General features: G+C 32.8%; 22 protein-coding genes. 17 read left to right on the top strand and 5 right to left on the bottom strand.

Features of this window, described 5'->3' with window-relative positions; genetic code table 11:
• The first annotated feature begins 50 nt into the window (after nt 1-50).
• The 5 genes from FDM27_RS12240 to FDM27_RS12220 are packed head-to-tail and all read left to right on the top strand — an operon-like array spanning nt 51 to nt 4,378.
• Nucleotides 51-620 (top strand): L-threonylcarbamoyladenylate synthase, encoded by a 570-nt coding sequence (locus FDM27_RS12240; RefSeq protein WP_071183412.1) that lies wholly within the window; start codon nt 51-53, stop codon nt 618-620.
• A 39-nt stretch (nt 621-659) separates the two neighbouring features.
• Nucleotides 660-1,043: a GxxExxY protein gene (locus FDM27_RS12235; protein WP_071183413.1), complete on the top strand. Its 384-nt coding sequence runs from the start codon at nt 660-662 to the stop codon at nt 1,041-1,043.
• Between the two features lie 29 nt (nt 1,044-1,072).
• Nucleotides 1,073-2,494: a CCA tRNA nucleotidyltransferase gene (locus tag FDM27_RS12230; protein ID WP_071183414.1), complete on the top strand. Its 1,422-nt coding sequence runs from the start codon at nt 1,073-1,075 to the stop codon at nt 2,492-2,494.
• Nucleotides 2,495-2,515: 21 nt separating this feature from the next.
• Nucleotides 2,516-3,538, top strand: a complete 1,023-nt coding sequence (locus FDM27_RS12225) for a COX15/CtaA family protein (RefSeq protein WP_140486820.1) — start codon at nt 2,516-2,518, stop codon at nt 3,536-3,538.
• Nucleotides 3,539-3,598: 60 nt separating this feature from the next.
• Complete coding sequence (locus FDM27_RS12220; protein WP_140486818.1) at nt 3,599-4,378, top strand: CDP-alcohol phosphatidyltransferase family protein; 780 nt, start codon at nt 3,599-3,601, stop codon at nt 4,376-4,378.
• Between the two features lie 44 nt (nt 4,379-4,422).
• On the opposite strand, the gene FDM27_RS12215 is transcribed toward FDM27_RS12220, so the two are convergent.
• Complete coding sequence (locus tag FDM27_RS12215; RefSeq protein WP_140486816.1) at nt 4,423-5,028, bottom strand: thioredoxin family protein; 606 nt, start codon at nt 5,026-5,028, stop codon at nt 4,423-4,425.
• 11 nt (nt 5,029-5,039) lie between these two features.
• Nucleotides 5,040-5,516 (bottom strand): TlpA family protein disulfide reductase, encoded by a 477-nt coding sequence (locus FDM27_RS12210; RefSeq protein WP_140486813.1) that lies wholly within the window; start codon nt 5,514-5,516, stop codon nt 5,040-5,042.
• Nucleotides 5,517-6,790: 1,274 nt separating this feature from the next.
• On the opposite strand from FDM27_RS12210, the gene FDM27_RS12205 reads away from it, so the two are divergent.
• The 8 genes from FDM27_RS12205 to FDM27_RS12170 all read left to right on the top strand — a co-directional run bounded on the left by FDM27_RS12205 (nt 6,791) and on the right by FDM27_RS12170 (nt 14,449).
• Complete coding sequence (locus FDM27_RS12205) at nt 6,791-7,351, top strand: sugar O-acetyltransferase (protein WP_071186046.1); 561 nt, start codon at nt 6,791-6,793, stop codon at nt 7,349-7,351.
• A 17-nt stretch (nt 7,352-7,368) separates the two neighbouring features.
• A complete protein-coding gene (locus FDM27_RS12200) occupies nt 7,369-7,758 on the top strand; it encodes a VOC family protein (protein WP_140486811.1) in 390 nt (129 codons plus the stop codon).
• A 113-nt stretch (nt 7,759-7,871) separates the two neighbouring features.
• Nucleotides 7,872-9,146, top strand: a complete 1,275-nt coding sequence (locus FDM27_RS12195) for a chloride channel protein (protein ID WP_071183420.1) — start codon at nt 7,872-7,874, stop codon at nt 9,144-9,146.
• A 12-nt stretch (nt 9,147-9,158) separates the two neighbouring features.
• Nucleotides 9,159-9,761, top strand: coding sequence for an HPP family protein (locus FDM27_RS12190; protein ID WP_071183421.1), 603 nt, complete (start codon nt 9,159-9,161; stop codon nt 9,759-9,761).
• 104 nt (nt 9,762-9,865) lie between these two features.
• Entirely contained in the window at nt 9,866-10,405 is a 540-nt protein-coding gene (locus FDM27_RS12185; RefSeq protein ID WP_071183422.1) for an IS1096 element passenger TnpR family protein, read from the top strand.
• A 95-nt stretch (nt 10,406-10,500) separates the two neighbouring features.
• Complete coding sequence (locus FDM27_RS12180) at nt 10,501-11,559, top strand: nucleoid-associated protein (protein ID WP_071183423.1); 1,059 nt, start codon at nt 10,501-10,503, stop codon at nt 11,557-11,559.
• A 199-nt stretch (nt 11,560-11,758) separates the two neighbouring features.
• Nucleotides 11,759-12,004: a hypothetical protein gene (locus FDM27_RS12175; protein WP_083382024.1), complete on the top strand. Its 246-nt coding sequence runs from the start codon at nt 11,759-11,761 to the stop codon at nt 12,002-12,004.
• 78 nt (nt 12,005-12,082) lie between these two features.
• Entirely contained in the window at nt 12,083-14,449 is a 2,367-nt protein-coding gene (locus FDM27_RS12170) for a GAF domain-containing protein (RefSeq protein WP_140486809.1), read from the top strand.
• On the opposite strand, the gene FDM27_RS12165 is transcribed toward FDM27_RS12170, so the two are convergent.
• On the bottom strand, nt 14,446-15,636 hold the full coding sequence (locus tag FDM27_RS12165; RefSeq protein ID WP_140486806.1) for a Pycsar system effector family protein: 1,191 nt from the start codon (nt 15,634-15,636) through the stop codon (nt 14,446-14,448). The genes FDM27_RS12170 and FDM27_RS12165 overlap by 4 nt on opposite strands.
• Before the next feature lie 25 nt (nt 15,637-15,661).
• On the opposite strand from FDM27_RS12165, the gene FDM27_RS12160 reads away from it, so the two are divergent.
• Complete coding sequence (locus FDM27_RS12160; RefSeq protein ID WP_140486803.1) at nt 15,662-19,390, top strand: metallophosphoesterase; 3,729 nt, start codon at nt 15,662-15,664, stop codon at nt 19,388-19,390.
• Between the two features lie 141 nt (nt 19,391-19,531).
• Here FDM27_RS12160 and FDM27_RS12155 read toward each other — a convergent pair whose 3' ends face one another.
• Nucleotides 19,532-20,401: a hypothetical protein gene (locus tag FDM27_RS12155; protein WP_140486801.1), complete on the bottom strand. Its 870-nt coding sequence runs from the start codon at nt 20,399-20,401 to the stop codon at nt 19,532-19,534.
• Between the two features lie 13 nt (nt 20,402-20,414).
• The gene (locus tag FDM27_RS12150) at nt 20,415-21,479 is read right to left on the bottom strand and encodes a hypothetical protein (protein ID WP_071183428.1); all 1,065 of its coding nucleotides are present in this window, start codon (nt 21,477-21,479) and stop codon (nt 20,415-20,417) included.
• A 347-nt stretch (nt 21,480-21,826) separates the two neighbouring features.
• On the opposite strand from FDM27_RS12150, the gene FDM27_RS12145 reads away from it, so the two are divergent.
• The 3 genes from FDM27_RS12145 to FDM27_RS12135 are packed head-to-tail and all read left to right on the top strand — an operon-like array spanning nt 21,827 to nt 23,713.
• A complete protein-coding gene (locus FDM27_RS12145) occupies nt 21,827-22,975 on the top strand; it encodes a PAS domain-containing protein (protein WP_140486799.1) in 1,149 nt (382 codons plus the stop codon).
• Entirely contained in the window at nt 22,942-23,319 is a 378-nt protein-coding gene (locus tag FDM27_RS12140) for an ATP-binding protein (protein WP_140486797.1), read from the top strand. Before FDM27_RS12145 ends, FDM27_RS12140 begins: the two co-directional genes overlap by 34 nt.
• Complete coding sequence (locus tag FDM27_RS12135; RefSeq protein WP_071183430.1) at nt 23,309-23,713, top strand: response regulator; 405 nt, start codon at nt 23,309-23,311, stop codon at nt 23,711-23,713. The genes FDM27_RS12140 and FDM27_RS12135 overlap by 11 nt, the downstream gene beginning before the upstream one ends.
• The last annotated feature ends 45 nt before the right edge of the window (nt 23,714-23,758 follow it).

Raw genomic sequence — 23,758 nt, 5'->3', positions numbered from 1 at the left:
TTTCTTAAAACAACTTGTATTGAATACCTTTGCTTTTATTTAAAATTCTTATGCAAGATATCAATACCGAAGTCCACAAAGCCTACGAAATAATCAAAGAAGGCGGTATCATCCTCTATCCTACCGATACGGTTTGGGGAATTGGTTGTGATGCTACCAATCCTGAAGCTGTAGCCAAAATATACGCATTAAAACAGCGCGAGGAAACAAAAAGCATGATTGTTTTGATGAATGGCGAAAAAATGCTGTACAATGTTTTCAAGGAAATTCCTGAAGTTGCCTGGCAAATCATTGATTTATCTGAAAAACCAACAACTCTAATCCTGGACCAACCCCGAAATGTAGCTAAAAATGTAATTGCCGCTGATAATACTTTGGCAGTTCGATTAGTAAAAGAGCCTTTTTGTTACAAATTATTAGAGCGAATGAAAAAACCATTGGTATCTACTTCGGCAAATATCTCAGGCCAGCCCACTCCTATTGCCTTCAAAGATATTAGCCCGGAAATTATAAAAGGTGTGGACTATGTTGTAAATTTGCACCGCGATAAAATTGCCGGAAAACCATCTACAATCATCAAATTAACGAATGATTGTCAGGTGAAAGTGATACGTAAATAGTGTATTTACCGCAGATTCGCAGATTTTAATTTTTAAAATATGGAAGAATACTTATCCGCAGATGAAACCTATAAAATCATTGGAATTTTATTTGAAGTACATAAAAATCTAGGAAAAGGTTTCTCTGAAATTGTATATAAAGATGCTTTGGAATTTGAATTCAATGAAAATAGCATTCCATACGAAAGAGAAAAAGAATATTCAGTTAACTACAAAAACACAATTTTAAAACATAAGTTTTATGCCGATTTTGTACTTTATAATTCAATTATTTTAGAAATTAAAACTGTAGATTGTTTTAACAATAGTCATTACAATCAATGCTTAAATTATTTAAAAGTATCTGATAATGAACTAGCATTATTAGTAAATTTTAATTCTGTTTCTTTAGAATACAAACGAATTGTTCGCACAAAAAAATAAAAAAATCTGCGAATCTGCGGTAAATCATTATGAACTACAAAGACTCCTTACATAATCCTATTTTTAAAATTATCTCTCAAGCCTCTCAAGAACTTCAGGTTGACAGCTATGTCATTGGAGGTTTTGTCAGAGATTTAATCTTAGGACGTGATTTTAAAAAAGACATCGACATTGTTGCCGTAGGCAGCGGAATCGAATTAGCCTTAAAAGTATCTGAATTACTACCAAAGAAACCAAAAGTCCAGGTTTTTAAAACCTATGGCACAGCTATGCTGCGTTTTGAAGATACCGAAATCGAATTTGTGGGAGCCAGAAAAGAATCATATACCCACGACAGTCGCAATCCTATTGTCGAAAACGGCACATTAGAAGATGATCAAAACCGTCGTGATTTCACCATCAATGCCTTGGCATTATCATTAAACGAAAATAATTTTGGTGATTTGCTAGATCCTTTTGGAGGTCTGATTGACATGGAAAATAAAATTCTAAAAACGCCATTAGATCCCGACATCACCTATTCAGATGATCCATTGCGAATGATGCGTGCCATCCGATTTGCTACACAACTGAACTTTGAAATTGAAGAAAACTCACTACAATCCATCTCTAACAATGCTGAACGAATTAAAATCATTTCGGGAGAACGAATTGTTGATGAATTGAATAAGATTCTTTCGACACCAAAACCATCTGTTGGATTTCTTTTATTATACAAAACAGGACTTTTAGATATTTTATTACCCGAATTAACCGCTTTAAATCAGGTAGAAGAAATTGAAGGACAAACCCATAAAAACAACTTTTATCACACCCTTGAAGTAGTCGATAATATTTGCCCAAACACAGATGACGTTTGGTTGCGCTGGGCCGCTTTATTGCACGACATTGGTAAAGCACCAACTAAGAAATTTAATAAAAAACAAGGCTGGACTTTCCACGGACACGAATTTTTGGGTGGCAAAATGGTTAAAAAACTATTTGAACGCCTGCACATGCCATTGAACCAAAAAATGAAATTTGTTCAAAAAATGGTAATTATGAGTTCGCGACCAATTGTACTTTCACAGGACATTGTAACCGATTCAGCTGTACGTCGTTTGGTTTTTGATGCTGGTGAAGATGTTGAAGATTTAATGACCCTTTGCGAAGCCGACATCACGACCAAAAACCCGGCTAAGTTCAAAAAATACCATAAAAATTTTGAAATAGTTCGTAAAAAAATTGTAGAAGTCGAAGAAAAAGACTCCATTCGTAATTTTCAACCGCCTATTTCAGGTGAAGAAATTATGGCAATTTTTGATTTAAAACCTTCCAGAGAAATTGGCGTTCTCAAAGAAGCGGTAAAAGAAGCTATTTTAGAGGGTGAAATTCCAAACGAATACGAGGCAGCATATCAATTTGTTCTAAAACGCGCCGAAAAATTAGGATTAAAAAAAGTGACGAAATAACAGATTAACAATATACTAAAAATGAAAAAAGAAGACAAATCAGTCATCATTTGGTTACTATCAGGATGTTTCCTTTTATTTTTAATGGTTACCGTAGGCGGAATCACAAGATTAACCAATTCCGGTTTATCCATGACCGATTGGCATTTAATAACAGACACCTTTCCGCCATTGACCGAAGCAAAATGGAATGCGGCTTTTGAAGAATACAAGAAATTCCCCGAATACCAAAAAATCAACGTTCATAATGATTTTCAACTGGATGATTATAAGTTTATCTATTTTTGGGAATGGTTTCATCGTTTTATTGGACGAATCATCGGAATGGTTTTTATTATTCCATTTGTATATTTCCTAATCAAAAAAAGACTTTCAGGCGAAACCATCAAAAAATGTATTGTCCTTTTAGCCATGGGAGGTTTTCAGGGTTTTTTAGGTTGGTTTATGGTTCGAAGCGGCTTAATTGACAATCCGGATGTAAGTCATTTTAGACTTTCACTCCACTTAACTTTTGCCTTCATTACCTTTGCTTACACACTTTGGGTTGCTTTGGATTTATTATATCCAAACAAAGCAGAAGTTATAATTCCACTCAGAAAACTGGCAAGTATTACACTTGTTTTTTTATTGATACAAATCATCTACGGTGGCTTTGTTGCTGGTTTAAATGCTGGTTTGATTCACAATCACTGGCCTTTAATGAGTGACGGACAATTGATTCATGATAGTGTTTTTATCGAACAGAAAACAGTTTTTCTCAATCTTGTTGAAGGAAAAAGCGGTGTTCAGTTTATACACCGAACCATGGCTTATGTAGTGGTGGGACTTATTCTGGCTTTGTATTTTAAAAGCAAAAAATACAGTCTTTCGGCAATTCAGCAAAAAGGAATCAACAGCTTAGTAATTATTGTATTCATACAATTTGGTTTAGGTGTTTTCACTTTACTGTTCAGCGTGCCTTTATGGTTAGGATTAGCCCACCAAATCACGGCTTTCTTTTTACTTACAGCAATGACTTTCAGCTTACATCGATTGTCTAAGTAGTATTTTTTAGCTATATTTACTATAGACTATATTGTCGCATTTCCTTATACATTTCTATAAATGTCTAAACTTGCTGTACAAAACCAATTTCTTGATTTTTCTGATTATGGGAGATCGGCAGGGAAATGGATTGCCAATACGCTAAAAAACACCTCATTTACACCTATTCATGTTACATTGCTTTTTGGAGTATCAGGAATCATCGCCATATATTGTATCTTAAAAGATCATTATTATTTGGCTTGCTTTTTTATCATTCTAAAATCAGTAATCGATGCTGCTGACGGAGAATTGGCCAGAATAAAAAAAACACCTTCCTATACCGGAAGATACTTGGACAGCTTGTTTGACATTGTGCTTAACTTTTTATTTCTGGCAGCAATTTGCAATGTTTCCGACAGTTCTTTTCAAACCACTTTAATTGCTTTTTTTTGCATCCAGTTACAAGGCACTTTATACAATTACTATTATGTGATTTTAAGAAACAAATCCGTTGGCGGAGACAAAACCAGTAAAATTTTCGAAAACAAAACCCCTAAAGCATTCAAGGGAGAAAGTCAAAAATGGGTTAGTTTTTTATTCCGAATTTACATTGTTGCCTACGGTGGTTTTGACAAAATTATCTACAAACTGGATTATGGTGCTTCTCAGTTAAAAAGCTTTCCTAACTGGTTTATGAGCCTGGTTTCACTCTATGGATTAGGATTTCAATTACTGCTAATCGCCGTTATGCTTGCGCTGAACTGGATTGAATTCATCATTCCGTTTTTTATTGTTTATTCCTTATTAATCCCTGTTTTGATAGTAATTAGAAAAACATATATAAAAGAAAAAGAGTAAAAACCTGATGGTCTTTACTCTTTTAAAAATGAGATCTATACTAATTATTTTTTCGCCTTAATTGAACAGCCAATTGCCTTTGTTGTCTCAGGCGAAGGTGTTTTTCCGCTTTCTAAAGCTGCAATAGCATTTTCAAGGTATTTTTCTTTCACCTCTTTTGCGCTATCCACATTATCATCTATTGCACCAATGTATTTTACCACACGGTTTTTATCTAACAAAAACACATGTGGTGTTTTAGTAGCTCCATATTGCGGATAAATCTTTTGTCCTTCATCAAACAAATAAGGAAAAGCAAATGCTTTTTCTTTGGCTCTTACTTTCATCAATTCATAGCTATCTTCAGGCTGTACTTCAGGATCATTTGGATTTATTGCTAATAAAATATAACCTTTAGATTTGTATTTTTTAGCCAAATCATTAATTCTGTCTTCATACTTTACAGCAAAAGGACAGTGATTACAGGTAAAAACCACTATAAAACCTTTTGCGCTTTTGTAATCAGACATAGCATACATTTTCCCGTCAACCGATTTTAATTTAAAATCAGTAGCCGTATCACCAATTTTGTACGGTGTTGGCACATTTGAAGTAAAAGCAGTCGTAATAATGACAGCGGTAAACAATAAGAGAGCAGCTAATTTTTTCATAGTTGAATTTGTTAATTGATAGTTGAATTTACATATTGATTTAATTCCTCGTAGCTGGAAAACATCTTTTCTACAAATACTTTTTTACCATTTTTTATGATTAAAGTTGCCGGAATGGAGCCTGACCAATCTTTATCTACAGCAGGAAGCCAGGTGTTATAATCCTTATCTGTTAGCAAAACTACTTCTGATCTTATGTCCTTCTTTTTCAAAAAAGGCAGCAATTTAGCCTCGTATTGATTCTGAAAATCCAAACTTACAAGGACTACTTTAACCTTTTTATTTTCGGAATTTAGCTGTTCAAAATGAGGTAATTCTTTCACACAAGGAGCGCACCAGGTAGCCCAAAAATTCACTACATAAGTGGTATTAACATCACTCAAAACTGCTTTTTCTAAAGCAGTATAATTATCGTAAACCGCTACTTTTTGAGCCTGAATTTGTAAAGAGAAAAGAACTGTAAAAGCGAACAACGCAAAATATTTCATATGTGTTTTTTATTTTTTTTTCAATCAGACGAATTTACAATCTTTAAGTTGTTTTCTACACTGCATTAACAAAAAATTATTACAGTCATTATATCAAAAACTACTCCAAAAAACACTCCAAAAATCTCCTAAACAATACATTAAAAAATTCAAAAATAACCTAAAAAAAGCAACTCTTTTTCAGTCTAAAAAGCACTCTTTTTTTCTTCAAAAAACCCTCAAATATCTCAGTCACTTTCATACAAAAAACGATGACAAATTCGCTTCAAAAAATCATCAAAAAAGAGCATAAAAAAACACTCTTTCACACAACATAAATTGCTTTCTTTTTTCTCAACAAAACCTCAATACTAAATAATAGAATTTCAAAATAACCATTAAAAAGATGAATCCAAAAGCAACAGGACAATTTGCTTTTCGAAAAACTAAATCAAAACTAAAACATTTTATCATCTAAAAATCGTATTCAAAAAACACTCATTTTATTAAAATAAAAAGTGATAAAAATGTTCAAAAATCAGACACAAAAAAGCCTTTTAAAAACACGCATAAATCAAAAATTAAAATTACTTTTACAAATGTTAATTCAAAAAACAAGAATTAGAAATCCTTTTCTAAAAAAGAATATTTTTATTCAAAACACTCTCACAAAAGACTGTAAATCCTCAAAAAACAGTCAAAAACCAATCATAGAAATAATCTATTACAAATAGTTAAAAAATTAAATTCCAGTATTTTAAAATATTTTACATAAACCATAAGATTAAGCATTCGATTTTCAAGGATTAAACTCTAATCCAGCAACATTTAAATTTGAATTTATAAAAACATTCGAAATTAAAATAAAATTAAATACATTTACATAAAGTATAACTTTAAATAAAAAATCTTCTGAAAACCAACATTATTTCTTCAAAAAAACAAGGATTAAACACCTGTACCCCTTCCCGATTTCAACAAAATAAACCATCAAAAACAACACAACAAAACACCTCTTCAAACTCAGCTGATTCTATTTCAATCCAAAATAGTTCTATCGAAAAACCAACAAGCTTTACATTTTTAAATTATATTTACACAAATCAAAACCCAAAAAATCCGAATCAGTTTTCCTTGAATTAGCCAATAAAAAAACAATAAAAAGAGAGCTATTTTTTAGCTCGGTTTTGACTATAAAAAAACTCAAAAAAACAAGCTGTTTTTCACACAAAAAACAGCCTCAAAAAACCATTAAAAAAGACAACAAAAAACACCCCAATAAAACACTCGAAAAAATGAAAACCGAAAAAGAAAAAATGATCGATGGCGAGTACTATTTAGCAGGAGATTCCACTCTTATAAAAGACCGAAGAAAAGCTAAAAATTTATTGCATCGCCTAAACGTAACCGAATACCGATTGACCAAAAAAGCAAAAGAGATTTTAAAAGAATTAATTCCGAATGCAGGTCCTAATTTATACATCGAACCTCCTTTTCATTGTGATTACGGTTACAATATTTCTTGTGGAGAAAACGTCTATTTCAACGTCAATTGTGTTGTTTTAGATTGCGCAAAAGTTACCATTGGCTCCAATGTGTTTTTTGCTCCCGGCGTACAACTTTATACCGCCACTCACCCACTCGATGCCGAACTCAGAAAAACACTTGAAAATGCCTTGCCGATAACTATTGGTGATGATTGTTGGATAGGTGGTAATTCAGTAATCTGTCCGGGAATAACTATTGGCAAAGGATGCGTAATTGGAGCCGGTTCGGTTGTTACAAAAAATATTCCCGACAACTCACTTGCTGTTGGTAATCCCGCCAAAGTAATTCGAAAACTAAATCAAGAATAATCTAGCCATTCCAAAAAATGATTCACCTAAAACACATTCATCATATCGCCATTATTTGTTCTGATTACGAAAAATCAAAACAGTTTTACACTGAAATTCTGGGATTACAAATTGTTCGTGAAGTATATCGTGAAGAACGAAAATCATACAAACTCGATTTAGCACTGAATGGTAATTATTGCATTGAATTATTCTCTTTCCCCAATCCTCCTGCAAGACCTTCAACTCCAGAAGCTCAAGGATTACGCCATTTAGCCTTTGCTGTTGAAAACTTGGATCAAACAGTCGCTTTCCTAGAATCCAAAAACATTTATGTAGAACCCATTCGCATAGATGAATTCACTCAAAAGCGATTTACCTTCATAGCCGATCCTGACCGCTTACCAATTGAATTCTATGAAGTTTAATTTTTTTAACTAAATTTTATTATAACAAAACACGGCTTGTTTTTTAAATTTCATTTGTTTTTACCTAAATTTGCAGTCCTTTTTAACAATATGTTATACAAATTTAATTTCTGATGAATAAAACGGCGCAAATCAAAAAAAATCATCAATTCATTAAACTTCGAAAATTAATAATCGTTTCTATCCTAATTGGTTTTCTTTCAGCTTTTTTAGGGATTAGTTTAAAAAAAATAACCGAATACTACGAAGAGATATTTTTTCATCAAGCCAGCACCAACCCTTTTTTCTATATTTTATTTCCGGTTTTTGGCTTATCAGTTATTTATTTCCTGAGACTTTATATGTTCAAGAAAAAGGAAAACAAAGGCATTAAAGAAGTTTTTGAAAGCACAAATTCAAAAACCAAAAACCTACCTTCTTATAAAATTCCATCACATACCATAAACGGATTATTAACCGTTATTTTTGGTGGTTCAACCGGAATCGAAGTTTCTACCGTTGTGGCAACTGCAACCATAGGATCGGTAGCACAACAAAAAGAAAATGTTTTTCGCCAATACAAAACCGAACTTATTTGCGCCGGAGTTGCAGCCGGAATTACTGCTTTATTCAGCAGCCCTATCGCCGGAATCTTATTTGCTCTGGAAGTAATTTCGCGAAAAGTAACCCGTGCTTTTGTAATCTCAAATCTAATTGCTGTATCTATAGCCTTTGGACTGCTAACACTTTTAAAAGAAGAACCTTTATTTACTGTATCAATAAACACCTGGCATTTAAGAGCAATTCCCTACTTTATTTTATTGGGAATTTTGGCTGGAATCAATTCGGTTTATCTTACCAAATGCGTATTGTTTTTCAAATCGCAATTTGCAAAAATCGAAACGCATTATTACAAAATCATCATTGGATCGGTAATTTTAAGCGTTTCGCTTTTTATATTTCCTCAATTGTATGGCGAAGGTTATCATGCCATCAAAACTATTACTACTGCCAATAACGAAATTCCCTTAACATTTACTTTGGCTTTAACTTTTATAGGCGTTTTGCTTTTAAAACCTATTGTCACTTCAATCACACTGGCTTCCGGTGGCGATGGTGGAGTTTTTGCTCCCAGCCTGTTTATTGGAGCATTTCTGGGAATATTAGTTGCTTCGGTACTTAATACTTTTTTCGACACACAAATCATCCCTGTAAACTTTATGGTAATTGGTATGGCGGCTGTATTGAGTGCGAGTATTCACGCTCCTTTTACCGCCATCTTCCTTGTATGTGGACTAACAAATAATTACACCTTATTTTTTCCAATATTAGCTGCTTGCTTAATTTCTAAATATACCGCAAAAATGATTTACCCTAACACGGTTTACACCTTTGTTCCCAGTATTTAAATTTTAAAAATCATGCCAACTTCTAAAATTAAACGCGGTTATCGCAAAACCCGTTACATCCTTTACAAGGAAACATTAATTGATTACAAAGAACATTTTTGGTCATTCATAGGATCATTTATCGGAATAGGTCTTATTGCATATTCGCAAAGTCAACAATTTTCACATCAGGATGTGGTGTATCTTATTGGTTCTTTCGGAGCTTCAAGTGTACTGGTTTATGGAATTATCGAAAGTCCCTTTTCTCAGCCTCGCAATCTTATTGGCGGACATTTAATTTCTGCCTTTATTGGTGTCACTGTTCATTATTTATTCCCTGAAACCGTTTACATAGCCGCACCTTTAGCTGTTTCCTTATCGATTGTTTTAATGCAAATAACTAAAACCCTACATCCACCCGGAGGAGCAACAGCTCTGATTGCTATTATTGGTACACAAAAAATCAAAGATTTAGGTTATTGGTATGTACTTTCTCCTGTATTAACCGGGGTACTAATTCTATTTTTTACGGCTTTAATTTTCAACAATATGACACCAAGCCGTAAGTACCCTACACACAGCACTTATCACAAACGTTACCATAAAATCATCAAACGCCTTAGACGCAACAACTAATTATATATCAAATACTTCATTGTTTTTTTAATAAAAATTAACGAATCGCATTGGGATTAAAAAGGATTAAATGTACCTTTGGCTTTTTATAAAAAACAACGATTATGGTTTATAAATTTAGAGTAATCTTAGACGCAGAAGAAGATATTTTTAGAGATATCGCGATACTTGATGATGATACTTTAGAAGATTTACACAACGCTATCTTCAACTCTTTTGGATTTGATGGTATGGAAGTCGCTTCTTTTTACACTTGCGATGAAACCTGGAATCAGGAAGATGAAATTTCACTTTTTGACACCGGTGATGTTCCCGGCGAACAACGTATCATGAGTGATTATAAACTTTCAGACATTCTGGACGAGGAAAATACTAAAATTATTTATGTTTATGATTTTATCAATATGTGGACTTTCTTAGTAGAATTGGCCGCAATTGAAGAACAAACTGCGGGAGCAATCTATCCAGAAACCTTGTTTTCTCATGGCGAAATGCCTGATGAAGCTTTAGAAAAAAACTTTGAAGCAGATAATGCTGATGATTTTTATGACGAATTTGAAGACGGCCTTGACGACGACGACATGGATATGTTTGAAGGAGATGACAGTTACGAAGATTACGGCTTTGAAGAAAATTGGAACTAAAATATAACCAATAGCATAAATCAAGAGCCAAGATGAAAGACCTCAAAAAAACTGTCTTTTTTCTTGGCTCTTGCATCTAAAAACAAAACAACTACATGATCAACCTATTCAACACACACATCGAAACGCTTTCTATTCACAGAGTAGGAAATAAAAGCCGAAATGAGGCTATCTTTTTATCGGAGCAACCTTTCAACCTACAAGATGAAATTGTGCCTCTTATAAAAGAATTCTTTTTTAAACCTTTTAGAGAAAAAGAAGAAAACTATTATCAATTTGCCCATGAAGTCGATTTGGATTACAATGACATGTACAAATATGCCTGTGAAATTTTTGACAACCCAAGTACTTTGCATGAGACTTCTAAAAAAATCACGCAGCACTTATTTGAACAATCCAATCATCCACACATTAAAAACGGAGAAGTTTATGTTACTTACCTAACAAACATCAACATCGATAACAATGTGGTTGACGCTATCGGAATTTTCAAAAGTGAGTTACAAAGCGACTTTTTACAATTTGAAGAAAAAGAATCTAATTTAGAAATGATTCTACAACAAGGAATCAATTTAAATAAGCTAGACAAAGGTTGTTTGATCTTTAATCATAAAAAAGAAGAAGGTTTTAAAATCTTAACAGTTGACAGCAACCGCTATGATGCACGTTATTGGTTAGAACATTTCCTTTCGGTTGATGCTTTTGAAGACGAAAATTTCATCACTAAGAAATATTTGAAATTTTGTCAAAACTTTGCCAAAGATGTCGTTTTTCCAGCCGAAGACAAAAAAGAAGAAGTAATGTTCATGAACCGTTCGGTAAATTATTTTGCCAAAAACGATCAGTTTGAAGAACAAAATTTCTTAAACGAAGTTTTAGACAATCCTGATTTGATCCCTGAGTTTAAAAACTACAAAGTTGATAAAGGCGAAAAATACAGCATCGAAGATGTAACCTCATTCCCAATTGCAAATGCAGCTGTAAGTGATGCCCGAAAATCAATCAAAAACGTTATTAATCTGGATACAAACATTCAGATAAAAATGGATTTCATTAATCCTGAAAGTGCAGAGAAATTTGTGGAAAAAGGATGGGACGAAGAAAAACAAATGTATTACTACTTAGTTTATTTTAATAAAGAACAAAAATCTTAATTCATTTCAGAATTTGATTTTACAATTCATTCTATCTCCAATTGCTCAGGCAGTTGGAGATTTTTTTTAAAACAAATCAAAAAAAATAAGTTAAAACTTAATAAATTTAACAAAAAGTGCTTTTAATCGATTTTATACGTATTTTTATCTATAATCTTCTACTTTTATATCTCCCAAACTAAATTAACCTGCTTTTATTATGGAATTATTTGAAATGAAAAAGCTTATTGTTAGCAAGAAAATAATATGCGCTCTATTTGGGCACAAAATAATTACTTCAAGAAACATTACCAACCATTTAAAAGAATACAAATGCACCGTTTGCAAAATGGAATTAACTAATACCGAAGAAGGCAATCTCACTTTTCTGACACCTGAACTAAAAGAAGTAAACGAAGCTCTGGTCAATTTTTATCAAAAAAAACTAATTGCTAAACAACATTAGTAGCCAAAACAAATTAGCATTTGCAACAGCAATCAAAAGGCATAATTCACTATTTTTGTATAGTTAACAAAAGTAGAAATGAATCGTCATTTATTTAAAGAGAGTCCTTTTAAAACCTTAATTTCTTTTCATAAACTCATTGAGTCACTGGAAGAAATTGCACTATCAGATGTTGATTATCGCTCTAATTATGCTAAGTCACTACTAAAAGAAATTGAACATATTCCGGAATTCAGAACCGGAATAGAAGATTTTTCGATTATTACTGATAACAAAAAGCTCATTAAAAACTTATTAGCCGATTTATTTCCTACCGCACTGACTCATAATGAAATTAAAGCTGTTACAATTCCGTTTCAGAATATCACTTTCAATTACAGCAAACGATTTAAAAAAATAGTAAAAAACGCCGGGGATTTTGACCTAAACATCCGCGATTTTAGCGACGATCAGTTTTATGTACTCAGCTGCATTTTAATTTTAAACGCTTACTACAATCAAAATTTTGATTACAGCAAACCCCTTTTCTATGATATTCCGGATACTGATGGTGTTTTACATCATTATCGCATTCTTTACAATGCCGATTTTATCGAAATTTATCCTTCGGAAAATGCCAAAAGTCTAAGTCAGGAAGAAATCGACGAATTAATGGACAACTTTGACAACATAGCCTTATGGAAGGAAAAATTCCCATTAGAAAGTTGGGTTTTAAAAGGATTTGGAATCGTTAGTTTGTTTGATGCAACCAAGGAAAGTGCTATTTCCAATCTAAAAAGTAATCTTTTAAAAAGAGACAAAGAAGGCAGTGAAAAAAACAAAAATTCAGAAAGCATTTTCAGATCCATTTTTAAAATTCCCGATTTACGAATCGGAATCAGCCTCTATAATGATGATGAAAAAAAGTTCACCAAATTACCTTTAGACAAAAACAGCATAGAAAGTTTCATTCTTCAAAATAAAGACGAAATAGAATGCTGCAATGCTTTTTTAGGTTGTTCTCTAAATAGCCTTTTAGAAGCTAAAGAAACAATTTCTATTTCCAATGTCGAGGCTTTTGCCGGTATTCCCGGAAATGAACGATTTGCTCAAATATTACTGGATCAAAACATCAAAAGTTGCATTTTTACTCCTGTTGTAAAAGATAATAAATTATTAGGGATTATCGAACTGGTTTCGGCGACACCAAGGAGTTTAAACAGTATTAATGCTAACAATCTTCAACTGATTATTCCTAATATTGTTGACACACTCGAACGTCATGACAGCGATCTAAAAAACCAGATTGAAGCTATAATCCAGCGCGAATATACTGCCATTCACTCAAGTGTATATTGGAAATTTAAAGCCGAAGCGCAAAAATATTTACAAACTAATAACTCAAAAAAAGAACACACTTTTAAGGAAATTGTTTTTAAAGAAGTCTATCCGCTTTATGGTCAAATAGATATTAATGGTTCATCAGAACATCGAAATAATACGGTAAAAGAAGATTTAAAAAATCAATTGAATCATTTAATTTCTATTTTCGAAAATTCGAAATCCATACAAAAACTGCCTTTATCAGAGCAACTCAAATTTGAATTACAGTCGTATCAGGAAGACTTAGGAAAAGAATTAAAAGCAGATACCGAGCAACAAATTCAAAATTATATCGAAAAAGAAATCCATCCTTTTTTGACTAATGCCATTATTGATACTAATGACAAATTACTGCTCAATTCTTATTTCGAAAACTTAGATCCAAAAACAAAACTTTTCTATGATGCCCGAAAAAAGTTTGATGAAGCCATGTCGATCATCAATAAAGAAATGGCAGCGGTTTTAGACAATGAACAAACTGAAGCACAGACTATTTTTCCGCATTATTTTGAACGTTTTAAAACCGATGGTGTAGAACACAATTTATACATTGGTGCTTCGATAACACCATCGCAAACTTTTGATTTGATGTATTTAAACAATCTCAGATTGTGGCAATTACAAACCTTATGCAAGATGGAACTAGCGCATCATCGTTTGAAAAAAGTCCTGCCTTACGGTCAGTTAGAGGTGAGTTCGTTAATCTTGGTTTTTAGTTCTCCAATATCCATTCGATTCCGAATGGACGAAAAACGTTTTGATGTGGATGGTACCTACAATGCCCGTTATGAAGTGGTAAAAAAACGCATTGACAAAGCACATATAAAAGGTACAAAAGAACGTATTACTCAAAAAGAGAAAATTACAATCGTGTATTCGCATTCATTTGAGGAAACCGAATACCTGAAATACATCAAGTTTTTACAATTCAAAAAAGTCCTTGAACCTCAAATCGAACAATTTGAAGTAGAAGATTTACAAGGAGTTTATGGATTAAAAGCCATTCGAATTAAAGTAATCAATACGGACGAAAATATCGACGCTCAATATACTTACAAAGAATTACTTGACACCTTGCATTAGGCTCTGATACCGTTGAATGCCAGGAAAAAAGCCAAAAATGAAACGATAATTCCAATCATAAAAACATTGTAGGTTATGCGCAAAAGCTTGTATTTTCGTTCTAAAACAATACCTAAAAAATACAAATCCTTAATCATCGAATTGTATAAATAACTATTGTCTTTCATCATTTCGTTAACCGCCCATTCGTATTCTTCCAAAGGCATTTTGTAAAAATTACCAAAGAACAACAAATTCACTTTTTGGTCTTCAATATCTTGTCTTGTAAAAGTTCCTGTAGTAACCTTAGGTCGGGTAGAAAGAATAGCAAAAACAATAGAAACAACACTAAATGTAAGCAAAATAAAAGTTGGAATCACCAAATGCGCATTGCTGGGACTATCAAGTTTAGGAACAATGGTAGATAAAGCAATAGAAATAATAATAGCATTTACCGATAATAAAATATTGGCTTTACTATCGGCTATTCCGCTCAAACGGGTATGATTGTTCAAAGTAACCCTAAACATCGTATCAATTCCGCGATCGGGTTTAGCGGTTTTAGGTTCTTTTTTGGATTTATCTTTTTTCTCTTTTTTTACTTCTTGCTCTTCTTCCATTTTTTTAATTTTCTGCTGAATCAGACTTACATTTTTATCCTTCAAAACCTTCCAATTCGCAATTGCATAATCGGTGTAATACTCATGGCATTCCGTCAGCATTTTTAAATTTTCCCGAGCCCATTCTAAGTCGGTAGCTTCTTTTTGTTTGACAATCTTCCATTCGGCTCTTAAACATTCACAGCGATCGCAGTAATTTTCCTTTGTAAAATGATAAAAATCGGCATCTTTGATTATTTTTTCAAGAATAGTTTGAGGTTCATAAGAGTATAAAGTTGCCCTGATTAAAGCACTTAGCTGTTCAATATAAGTGGATGTTTTTCCTTTATCTGCCAAAAACTGCGCAGCAATTTTCACACTGGTTTCTTCATGATTTTCAAAACCTTCAACATAACCTGTATCATGAAACCAGGCCGCAACCACAAGCATTTCAAACTCTTCTTCAGTTAAATTCTCTTGTGCTGCAAGTATTTTTACAGCCTCAACCACATCAGAAGTATGGCTGAAATTGTGATAAATAAATGAACCAGAAAGTTTATCTTTGAGTAATTTATAAACAAAATCTTTCGCTTGCTCTATAAGATTCATAGGTAAATTTTTATACTACTAAATTATGAAATTGTTTTCGGATATGCGATTCAGCAAAATTAAAATATTTTCTCTCTCTCTTTTCGCCTCATTAATAGTTAGCTCCTGTGCCAGCTATCATACTCAATGGGGAAGCAATTCGAAAGAAAATACGCTTATTAACGAAAAGGATTCGGCAAAAATTGCACACCGCTTTTTTTTAATTGGCGATGCAGGAAATGCTGATGAAGATAACGCTAAAAAATTGCTTCACTCTTTACAGGAACAACTTCAACAATCCGATAAAAATGCTACTCTATTGTTTTTAGGTGATAATATCTATCCAAAAGGAATGCCGGATGAAAAAGACAAAGCTGCATACGATATCGCTCTTAAAAAAATAACTACCCAATTAGCACTTTCTAAAAATTTTAAAGGAAAAACCATCTTTATCCCTGGAAATCACGATTGGTATTCAGGCATCAACGGATTAAAACGTCAGGAAATAATAGTAAACAATTATCTGGGCGATAAAAAAGCTTTTCTTCCTGCAAATGGCTGTCCTATTGATGATAAAAAAATAAATGACCAACTTTGTTTAGTCACCATTGATAGCCAATGGTTTCTGGAAGATTGGGACAAAACCCCTACTATCAATGACGATTGCAGCATAAAAACCCGTGAAAACTTTTTTGAAGAATTTGAATCAGTTTTAAACAAAAACAAAGACAAAATCGTAGTGGTTGCCATACATCATCCGTTAATGAGTAATGGAACTCACGGAGGGCAATTTTCGCTTGAAAAACAACTATTTCCATTGGAACAAAAAATCCCTTTGCCTGTAATCGGTTCATTTGTCAACTTCTTAAGAAAAACATCAGGAATTAGTCCGCAGGACATTCAAAACAAGCAATACCAAGACCTAATAAAACGCCTGAAAACACTTTTACAACATCAGGATAATGTGGTTGTGATTTCGGGACACGACCATAATTTACAGTACATTGAGAATGAAAACATCAAACAAATAATTAGTGGTGCAGGCTCAAAATCGGAAGCAGCAAGAGCTATTCATCCAAATGATTTCTCTTATGGCAAAAACGGATTTGCAACTTTAACAAGCTATACTAACGGAAAAAGCATTGTAAAATATTTTGGTATTGAAAACGACAAAGCCAAAGTTCTTTTCGAAAAAACAATCTTTGAACCGAAAAAAACAGCAATTAACAACTATCCAGAAACTTTTTCTCCAACTACAAAAGCCAGTATTTATAGTTCGGAAATGACTTCAAAAAGTGCTTTTCATAATTTCCTTTTAGGCACACATTACCGAAAATATTACAGTCAATTAATCGAAGTTCCTAATGCTTCCTTAAATACTCTTTTTAATGGTGTCACTCCTTCAAGAGCGGGCGGCGGACATCAATCGAAATCGTTGCGATTGGTAAATACTGATGGAAAAGAATATGTTATGCGTGCTTTAAAGAAAAGTCCTAGTCGCTTTTTACAAAGTGTCGCTTTCAAAGATCAATATGTAGAAAATGAATTTGAAAACACCTATGCTGAGAATTTTCTATATGATTTTTATACTACTTCCCATCCTTACACACCATTGGCAGTAGGAAACATGGCAGACAAAATTGGCGTTTTTCACAGTAATCCAGCCCTTTATTATATCCCAAAACAAAAAGCATTGGGCGAATTCAACACCGATTTTGGAGATGAATTATATCTGGTTGAAGAAAGACCTACAGATAGCCAAAAAGAACTTCCAAATTTTGGAAAATCAGAAGCCATTATTGGAACCGATGAGTTACTCGAAAACTTACAAAAGGACGAAAAATACGCTGTTGACGAAAACGAATACATCAAAGCGCGTTTGTTTGACATGCTCATAGGCGACTGGGACAGGCATTATGACCAATGGCGTTGGGCTGAATACAAAATAGGTAATAAAATCATTTACAAACCCATTCCCCGCGATCGCGATCAGGCTTTTTCGAAATACGATGGTGCTTTGTTATCACTTTTGATGAACATTCCCGCACTTCGTCACATGCAAAGCTTTAAAAATAACATTGATAATGTAAAATGGTTTAATCGCGAAGCTTATCCGTTAGACGTTGCTTTTCTAAAAAATGCTACTGAAAAAGACTGGATTGCCCAAGCCAAATATATTCAGGAAAATCTAAGCGATGCATCTATTGATAGTGCTTTTGACAATTTACCTGCAGAAGTTCAAGATGAAACGATAGCTTCAATTAAACAAAAATTAAAACTTCGAAAAGCCGAATTAACTAATTACGCGAGTCAATACAACAAGGTTTTACAAAAAACAGTAATTCTTGTTGGCACCAATAAAAAAGACCTGTTCAACATCAGACCTGTTTCTAAAAACAAAGTCGAAATCACTGTATCGCGAATCAAAAAAGAGAGAAAAGAACTGGTTTACAGTAAAACATTCGATTGGCATTCGACAAAAAACATTTGGATTTACGGACTGGACGACGAAGATGTTTTTGATTTTCAGGGCACTCAAAAATCAGCGATAAAAATAAAATTAATTGGAGGTCAAAATAATGACAGCTATGTTATTGCGAATGGAAAAAACATTACAATCCTTGACTTCAAATCAAAAAAGAACAGTTTTGACATTGATTCCAGAACAAAAACCATCTTAACCGATGATTATGAAACCAACTTGTACAACTATCAAAAACCTAAATACAATGCGTTTTCTGGCTTGCCTACTATAGGTTTTAATCCCGATGATGGGGTGAAATTAGGAATCATAGCTAATTATACCATCAATCATTTCAAACAAAACCCTTATACTTTAAAGCATACTCTTAAAGCCAATTACTATTTTGCGACCGATGGTTTTGAATTAGGTTATCATTTAGATGTTCCTAAACTTATAGGGAAATGGAATTTTGGGTTTGACTCACAATTTACCAGCCCGAACTTTGCCATAAATTATTTTGGTTATGGAAATAACACTGCCAATGTGGACGAAATAAACGGCATGGATTACAACAGAGTACATATCAGAATGTTGAAATTTGCTCCTAAAATTGAAAAAATAGGACGATTAGGAAGCCGTATTAGTTTCCAGCTTGCTTATGAGAATTTTGATGTAGAAAATACAGCCGGTCGATTTATTTCGATTCCAAATATTGTAAATCCTGAAATTTTCAATCATCAGCAATTTGCGGGAGCCACTGTTGAATATGGCTATGAAAACTACGACAGTCCTTCGCTGCCGACAATGGGAATGGGATTTTTAATTGCTGCCAATTGGAAAATGAATCTGGAAAACAACAAGCAAAATTTCCCAACATTAGAATCTAAAATCAATTTTAATCACAAAATAGATCATCAGGGGAAAATTGTATTTGCTACTTTATTAAAAGGAAAAATGATTTTGAACAATAATTTTGAATTTTATCAGGCAGCTGCTTTAGGCGGCGACTATGATTTAAGAGGTTTTAGAAACCAACGTTTTATAGGCAATCAGTCTTTTTTCCAAAGCAGTGATCTTCGTTTTTCTATTGGAAAAATAAAAAACAGTCTTATTCCAATGTCTTATGGCTTTTTTGGAGGATACGATTATGGAAGAGTCTGGCTTGATGGAGAAGCCTCTAACAAATGGCATCAATCTGTGGGCGGTGGTTTATGGCTTAACGGAATCAATACCGTAACGGCGCGTTTAAGCTATTTTAAAAGCGCTGATGAAGAAGCCCGAATTAGTTTTGGTATTGGATTTGGTTTCTAATATTATATCACTATTTTCTTAAAATGGCACGCAGATTAAGCTGATTTTAGCAGATTATCACAGATTGTATTTTTAAAAATCCGTGTTTATCAATTTAGTCCGCGTTACTCTGTGGGTCATGTCCGCTAGCGGACAATCATCTTAATTTAAAGCACTTAAGTCCAATTGATAGACTAATCCACCTATTTTTTTAGTCTTTTCGTCGGCTATTAAAAGCGTTGTATTGTCTTTAAAACAAATAGCTTCTTTTTGAGAAAAATGATGTAAATCGACTTTGTTTACTGAAGCAGAGAAAAAATTATCGGAGGTAAAATTTTGGAAAATCCATATTTTGCTATGACTCAACAAAACTACTTTTTTGCCGTCGGGACTAATGGTTGCGCTGGTTATTGCCGCATTTTGGTAATTGCCTTCGGCTTTAAATTCTCCTAATAATTCAGCCTGATGAAATCCAGCTTTGTTGGGTACTTTATAAAGCAATGTCGTTCCGTCAAATCCTTTACTTCTATTTTTGGTAAACAAATAAAAATTATTTTGATATTCTACAAAAGCTTCAACATCATAAAAAAGTTTTGTTTTCTTAGGTGGAAATTCCGTTTGTTCCGGGTAAGCAAAGCTTATTTTATACGAAGGGATTACACTTTCGTTTTGCAGAGAATCTTTGGCAATTTTATAAATCGCCAAATCTTTTCTTGTATTTTCATTATTACCAAAATCGCCTATATACAAATTTCCCTGGCCGTCTTTAGTAATATCTTCCCAATCTATATTTTGCGTTTGGGCAATTGTCAGCGTTTTTTGGATTTCCCCTTGATTATCAACTGCATAAATTTCATTTGCATTTCCGCTATCTTCCAGAGTCCATAATAACTTAGAACTTTCGGTAAAAACAATTCCCGAAACTTCTTTTAATTGTTTGGGTAAAGTGTAAAGCTCTGAAATAACAGAAGATTCTCTTTGGCAAAAGCTAAATAAAGAAGATAATAAAACGATAGGAAAAATATTTTTCATTACAATAATAGTTTTAAAAACCAGGTTTAAAGATATCAGGATGTTTGAAATTTCGGGTGACAAACTTAAAAGCTGCACTGAGAACATAGCCCATAGAAGTAGCGTTTTTAAAGTTCATATCGTTTGTATAACGATACAACTCCAGCTTTAATTGTTTAATATGCTCCTCGGGAGCTATGGTATCATTAGACATGATTCGCAATATTTTTTGGATTCGGGTTTCGGCCGAAAGAATTCTCTTGGCTAAAGCCGCTCGTTCTTCATGTTTATATTGTTCAATCGAACTGTCCTGCAATTTTTCCTTGATTAGTTGTATCATCGGAAAATTTTCTTTGAAAAATTGTGGACGGTAAATTTTAAAATTCCCTTCGTAACATTGCTGATCAAAATCGATAGCCCTGATTTTATAAACCACCTGATCAAAATCGTGAATAGGAACAATCACATAATTATAAGCACGCATATCACCTAAAAGCCTAATCATACAGCGCTCGTTGAATTTAACAAACTCTTTGGCTATTTGGGATTTTTCGGTTTCTGAACAACTTTCGAGTAAAGTTTCCATAAAAACATCGCCGGGAATACCTATAATATGTTCTTCAATTAATGTATCCTGATAAACCAGAAAATTGATTTTATCGGGAGACAGAATATGTTCTAATTCTAATCCGTAAATACGGGAAGCATCGGCTTTCTTAATGTAAAAATGAACGTAGTTATCGTTCAACACATTACGCACTTTTATTCTGAAAGGTTTTGAATTTCCGAAAGTACAGTAGTCAATTGCATCTACATTTAGGAACTTAATAATATCTGAATTTCCATCGGAATGCAGCAAAGAGTAGATTTTCTTTAAATTCAAATCAATTTCACTTCTTTCATATTCGCTGTAAAAAACCCTAACCCATAAGGTATCCTGATCAAATTTATCATACACATTAATTGAACCTGAAAAACGCAGCAAATCTTCATAAGAAATCGCCACTTTAGAAACTCTGTCAAAGCGTTCTAAATAATCCAAAAGAGAATGATTTACAGGATAGGTTGGTTTTTTAAACAAAGGGGAAATATCGCTCATGCAACTGTTTATTTATACAAATTTACATTAATTATTTCAAAGCAAATTTTGAAAAGACTTTACAAAACGAACGAAAAGCAAAAAAATCCTTTAAATCCTAAAAAATCACTTAATTACTGATTACCAGCCGCTAGGAATAAATGATTTTAATACACCTATAAAACCTTAAAAAAAACAATGTTGTTCATCGATTTTATTTGTGTGCTGCGGGTTTGTTCGGTATTTTTATTTTCTTATAATGATTTTCTCATCATTAAAACATTTTAAACAAGCTTTTTAAATTTACTGATTTGGAATTTTCCCCCTAACCTAAAATCATTTTTTTTGGCTTTATTACAACATTTATAATGGATAAACAGGAAATTTACAATCAAACAATTGATACTTTTGAAATTGGAATTTGGGATATTAACCTAAAAAACAATCGTATTTTTTTTGATGCAAATACAAAATCTTTCTTTGAAGTTTCGGAAGATTTTATGCCTGACTTTAAAAATACTTTAGTTTTTTTTAATCGAAAAAATCTAATCCAGTTCAAATCTTTACTACAAAAAGCGATTGAGAATCAAATTCCTGTTTGCGGAAAATTCCAAATAATTACAGCTCAAAAAACAATCAAACACTTAGAATGTATCTGTCAGGTTGAATTTATGGCTAATCAACTCCATCGTATTCACGGCACTTTTAAAGATATTACTACAGAACAAGAACGGACAATTGCAATAGAATTAGCTATCAAAAAATTCTCTTCTGTATTTTCTAATGCTAATGATGTTATTGAAAATTTGAGCCTGTTATCGCTTGTTGCTTCTGAAACTACTGACAGTATCATTATTACAAATGCTGAAGGAAAAGCCATCTGGGCGAATCAGGCCTACATGAATTTAACCGATTTAACATTAGAACAAATTATTGGAAAAAAACCTAATTATATTTCTATTGGAATAGAAACTAATTTTGAAAAGATAAAAAAAATCCAACAGGCACTGGAAAAGAAGCAAGAAACCAAGGTAGTTTTTCAAAATTATAACAAGTATAAAAAGAAATACTGGCTCGAATTAAACATTACTCCAATATTTGATTCTAAAGGTAATTGTACCAAATTTATTGGTATTGGAAGGGATATTACCGCTACAAAAGAAAAAGAAATTGAGCTCAAAAACATATTAGAGGTGAGCAATCAGCAAAACAATAAACTTTTAAATTTTGCACATATTGTTTCGCATAACATCCGATCGCATACCTGTAATTTACAAATGGTTTTAAACGTTATTGATGAAACCGACACAATCGATGAAAAACTAAGTTTTATCGAAATGTTCAAAGAAGGCACCGAAAAACTATCCAAGACCATTGAAAATTTAAACGAAGTAATTACTATTCAAAAAAATAGCAAAACCAAGAAAACAATAGTCAATTTAAAATCAGAAATAGAGAAAATTACCCATTCTTTCAAAGATAAATTAGTATTACACACCATATTCCTGCTAATTTAAACATCAATGTTATCCCTGATTATCTGGAAAACATTGTCTATAATTTATTAACCAACGCTGTAAAATACCAATCTCCTGAGAGACTTCCTTTGTTAGATATCAGTTGCAAAACAGAGGACGGATTCCATATTGTTTCTTTCAAAGACAACGGATTAGGAATCAATCTTCAAAAATACAAGCATAAAATATTTGGCATGTACAAAACTTTTCATGAAAATGAAGATGCCAAAGGTTTTGGATTATTCATCGTAAAAAACCAAATGGAAGCCATGAAAGGTAAAATTGAAGTAGAAAGTACAGCAGGATTAGGCAGCAATTTTAAATTGTATTTTAATGAAAAATAAAACGACTTACCTTATTGATGATGACAAATTGTCCATAAAACTAATGAGTATGCTTATCTCCAAAAATAATTTTTGCGAAGAAATCATCTCATTTTACAATCCGCAAACAGCGTTAAACGAACTTAAAAACAATAGTAACAATCCTGCTCAACTTCCTGATGTGATTTTATTGGATTTGAATATGCCTGTACTGGATGGCTGGCAATTTTTAGACGAGTTTGAACGAATTACTTTTGCAAAAAAAATAATTGTTTTTATTGTGTCCTCTTCTATCGATCCTTCTGATTTAGAAATGACCAAAAACTACCCGATAATAAAAGATTACATTATAAAACCACTGAGTTCCGAAAAACTAAAACAAGCTACATTACTAATTGAAAATGAGCTTGATTAAAACAAAATGCTAATCCAAAAACCCCATAACTAAAAAACAGAGAAT

The organism is Flavobacterium sp. GSA192, from assembly GCF_006386525.1.
GTDB classification, from domain to species: domain Bacteria; phylum Bacteroidota; class Bacteroidia; order Flavobacteriales; family Flavobacteriaceae; genus Flavobacterium; species Flavobacterium commune.
Note: the sequence above shows the minus strand (reverse complement) of the source record. Positions and strands in the feature narration are given on the sequence as shown.

Coding starts and splice junctions, on each gene's coding strand:
- FDM27_RS12210 (WP_140486813.1), bottom strand. CDS start 5,516: ATGAAATATTTTGCGTTGTTCGCTTTTACAGTTCTTTTCTCTTTACAA.
- FDM27_RS12160 (WP_140486803.1), top strand. CDS start 15,662: ATGAAATTGTTTTCGGATATGCGATTCAGCAAAATTAAAATATTTTCT.
- FDM27_RS12200 (WP_140486811.1), top strand. CDS start 7,369: ATGATTCACCTAAAACACATTCATCATATCGCCATTATTTGTTCTGAT.
- FDM27_RS12205 (WP_071186046.1), top strand. CDS start 6,791: ATGAAAACCGAAAAAGAAAAAATGATCGATGGCGAGTACTATTTAGCA.
- FDM27_RS12195 (WP_071183420.1), top strand. CDS start 7,872: ATGAATAAAACGGCGCAAATCAAAAAAAATCATCAATTCATTAAACTT.
- FDM27_RS12165 (WP_140486806.1), bottom strand. CDS start 15,636: ATGAATCTTATAGAGCAAGCGAAAGATTTTGTTTATAAATTACTCAAA.
- FDM27_RS12235 (WP_071183413.1), top strand. CDS start 660: ATGGAAGAATACTTATCCGCAGATGAAACCTATAAAATCATTGGAATT.
- FDM27_RS12240 (WP_071183412.1), top strand. CDS start 51: ATGCAAGATATCAATACCGAAGTCCACAAAGCCTACGAAATAATCAAA.
- FDM27_RS12135 (WP_071183430.1), top strand. CDS start 23,309: ATGAAAAATAAAACGACTTACCTTATTGATGATGACAAATTGTCCATA.
- FDM27_RS12180 (WP_071183423.1), top strand. CDS start 10,501: ATGATCAACCTATTCAACACACACATCGAAACGCTTTCTATTCACAGA.
- FDM27_RS12175 (WP_083382024.1), top strand. CDS start 11,759: ATGGAATTATTTGAAATGAAAAAGCTTATTGTTAGCAAGAAAATAATA.
- FDM27_RS12230 (WP_071183414.1), top strand. CDS start 1,073: ATGAACTACAAAGACTCCTTACATAATCCTATTTTTAAAATTATCTCT.
- FDM27_RS12185 (WP_071183422.1), top strand. CDS start 9,866: ATGGTTTATAAATTTAGAGTAATCTTAGACGCAGAAGAAGATATTTTT.
- FDM27_RS12190 (WP_071183421.1), top strand. CDS start 9,159: ATGCCAACTTCTAAAATTAAACGCGGTTATCGCAAAACCCGTTACATC.
- FDM27_RS12220 (WP_140486818.1), top strand. CDS start 3,599: ATGTCTAAACTTGCTGTACAAAACCAATTTCTTGATTTTTCTGATTAT.
- FDM27_RS12215 (WP_140486816.1), bottom strand. CDS start 5,028: ATGAAAAAATTAGCTGCTCTCTTATTGTTTACCGCTGTCATTATTACG.
- FDM27_RS12145 (WP_140486799.1), top strand. CDS start 21,827: ATGGATAAACAGGAAATTTACAATCAAACAATTGATACTTTTGAAATT.
- FDM27_RS12170 (WP_140486809.1), top strand. CDS start 12,083: ATGAATCGTCATTTATTTAAAGAGAGTCCTTTTAAAACCTTAATTTCT.
- FDM27_RS12225 (WP_140486820.1), top strand. CDS start 2,516: ATGAAAAAAGAAGACAAATCAGTCATCATTTGGTTACTATCAGGATGT.
- FDM27_RS12150 (WP_071183428.1), bottom strand. CDS start 21,479: ATGAGCGATATTTCCCCTTTGTTTAAAAAACCAACCTATCCTGTAAAT.
- FDM27_RS12155 (WP_140486801.1), bottom strand. CDS start 20,401: ATGAAAAATATTTTTCCTATCGTTTTATTATCTTCTTTATTTAGCTTT.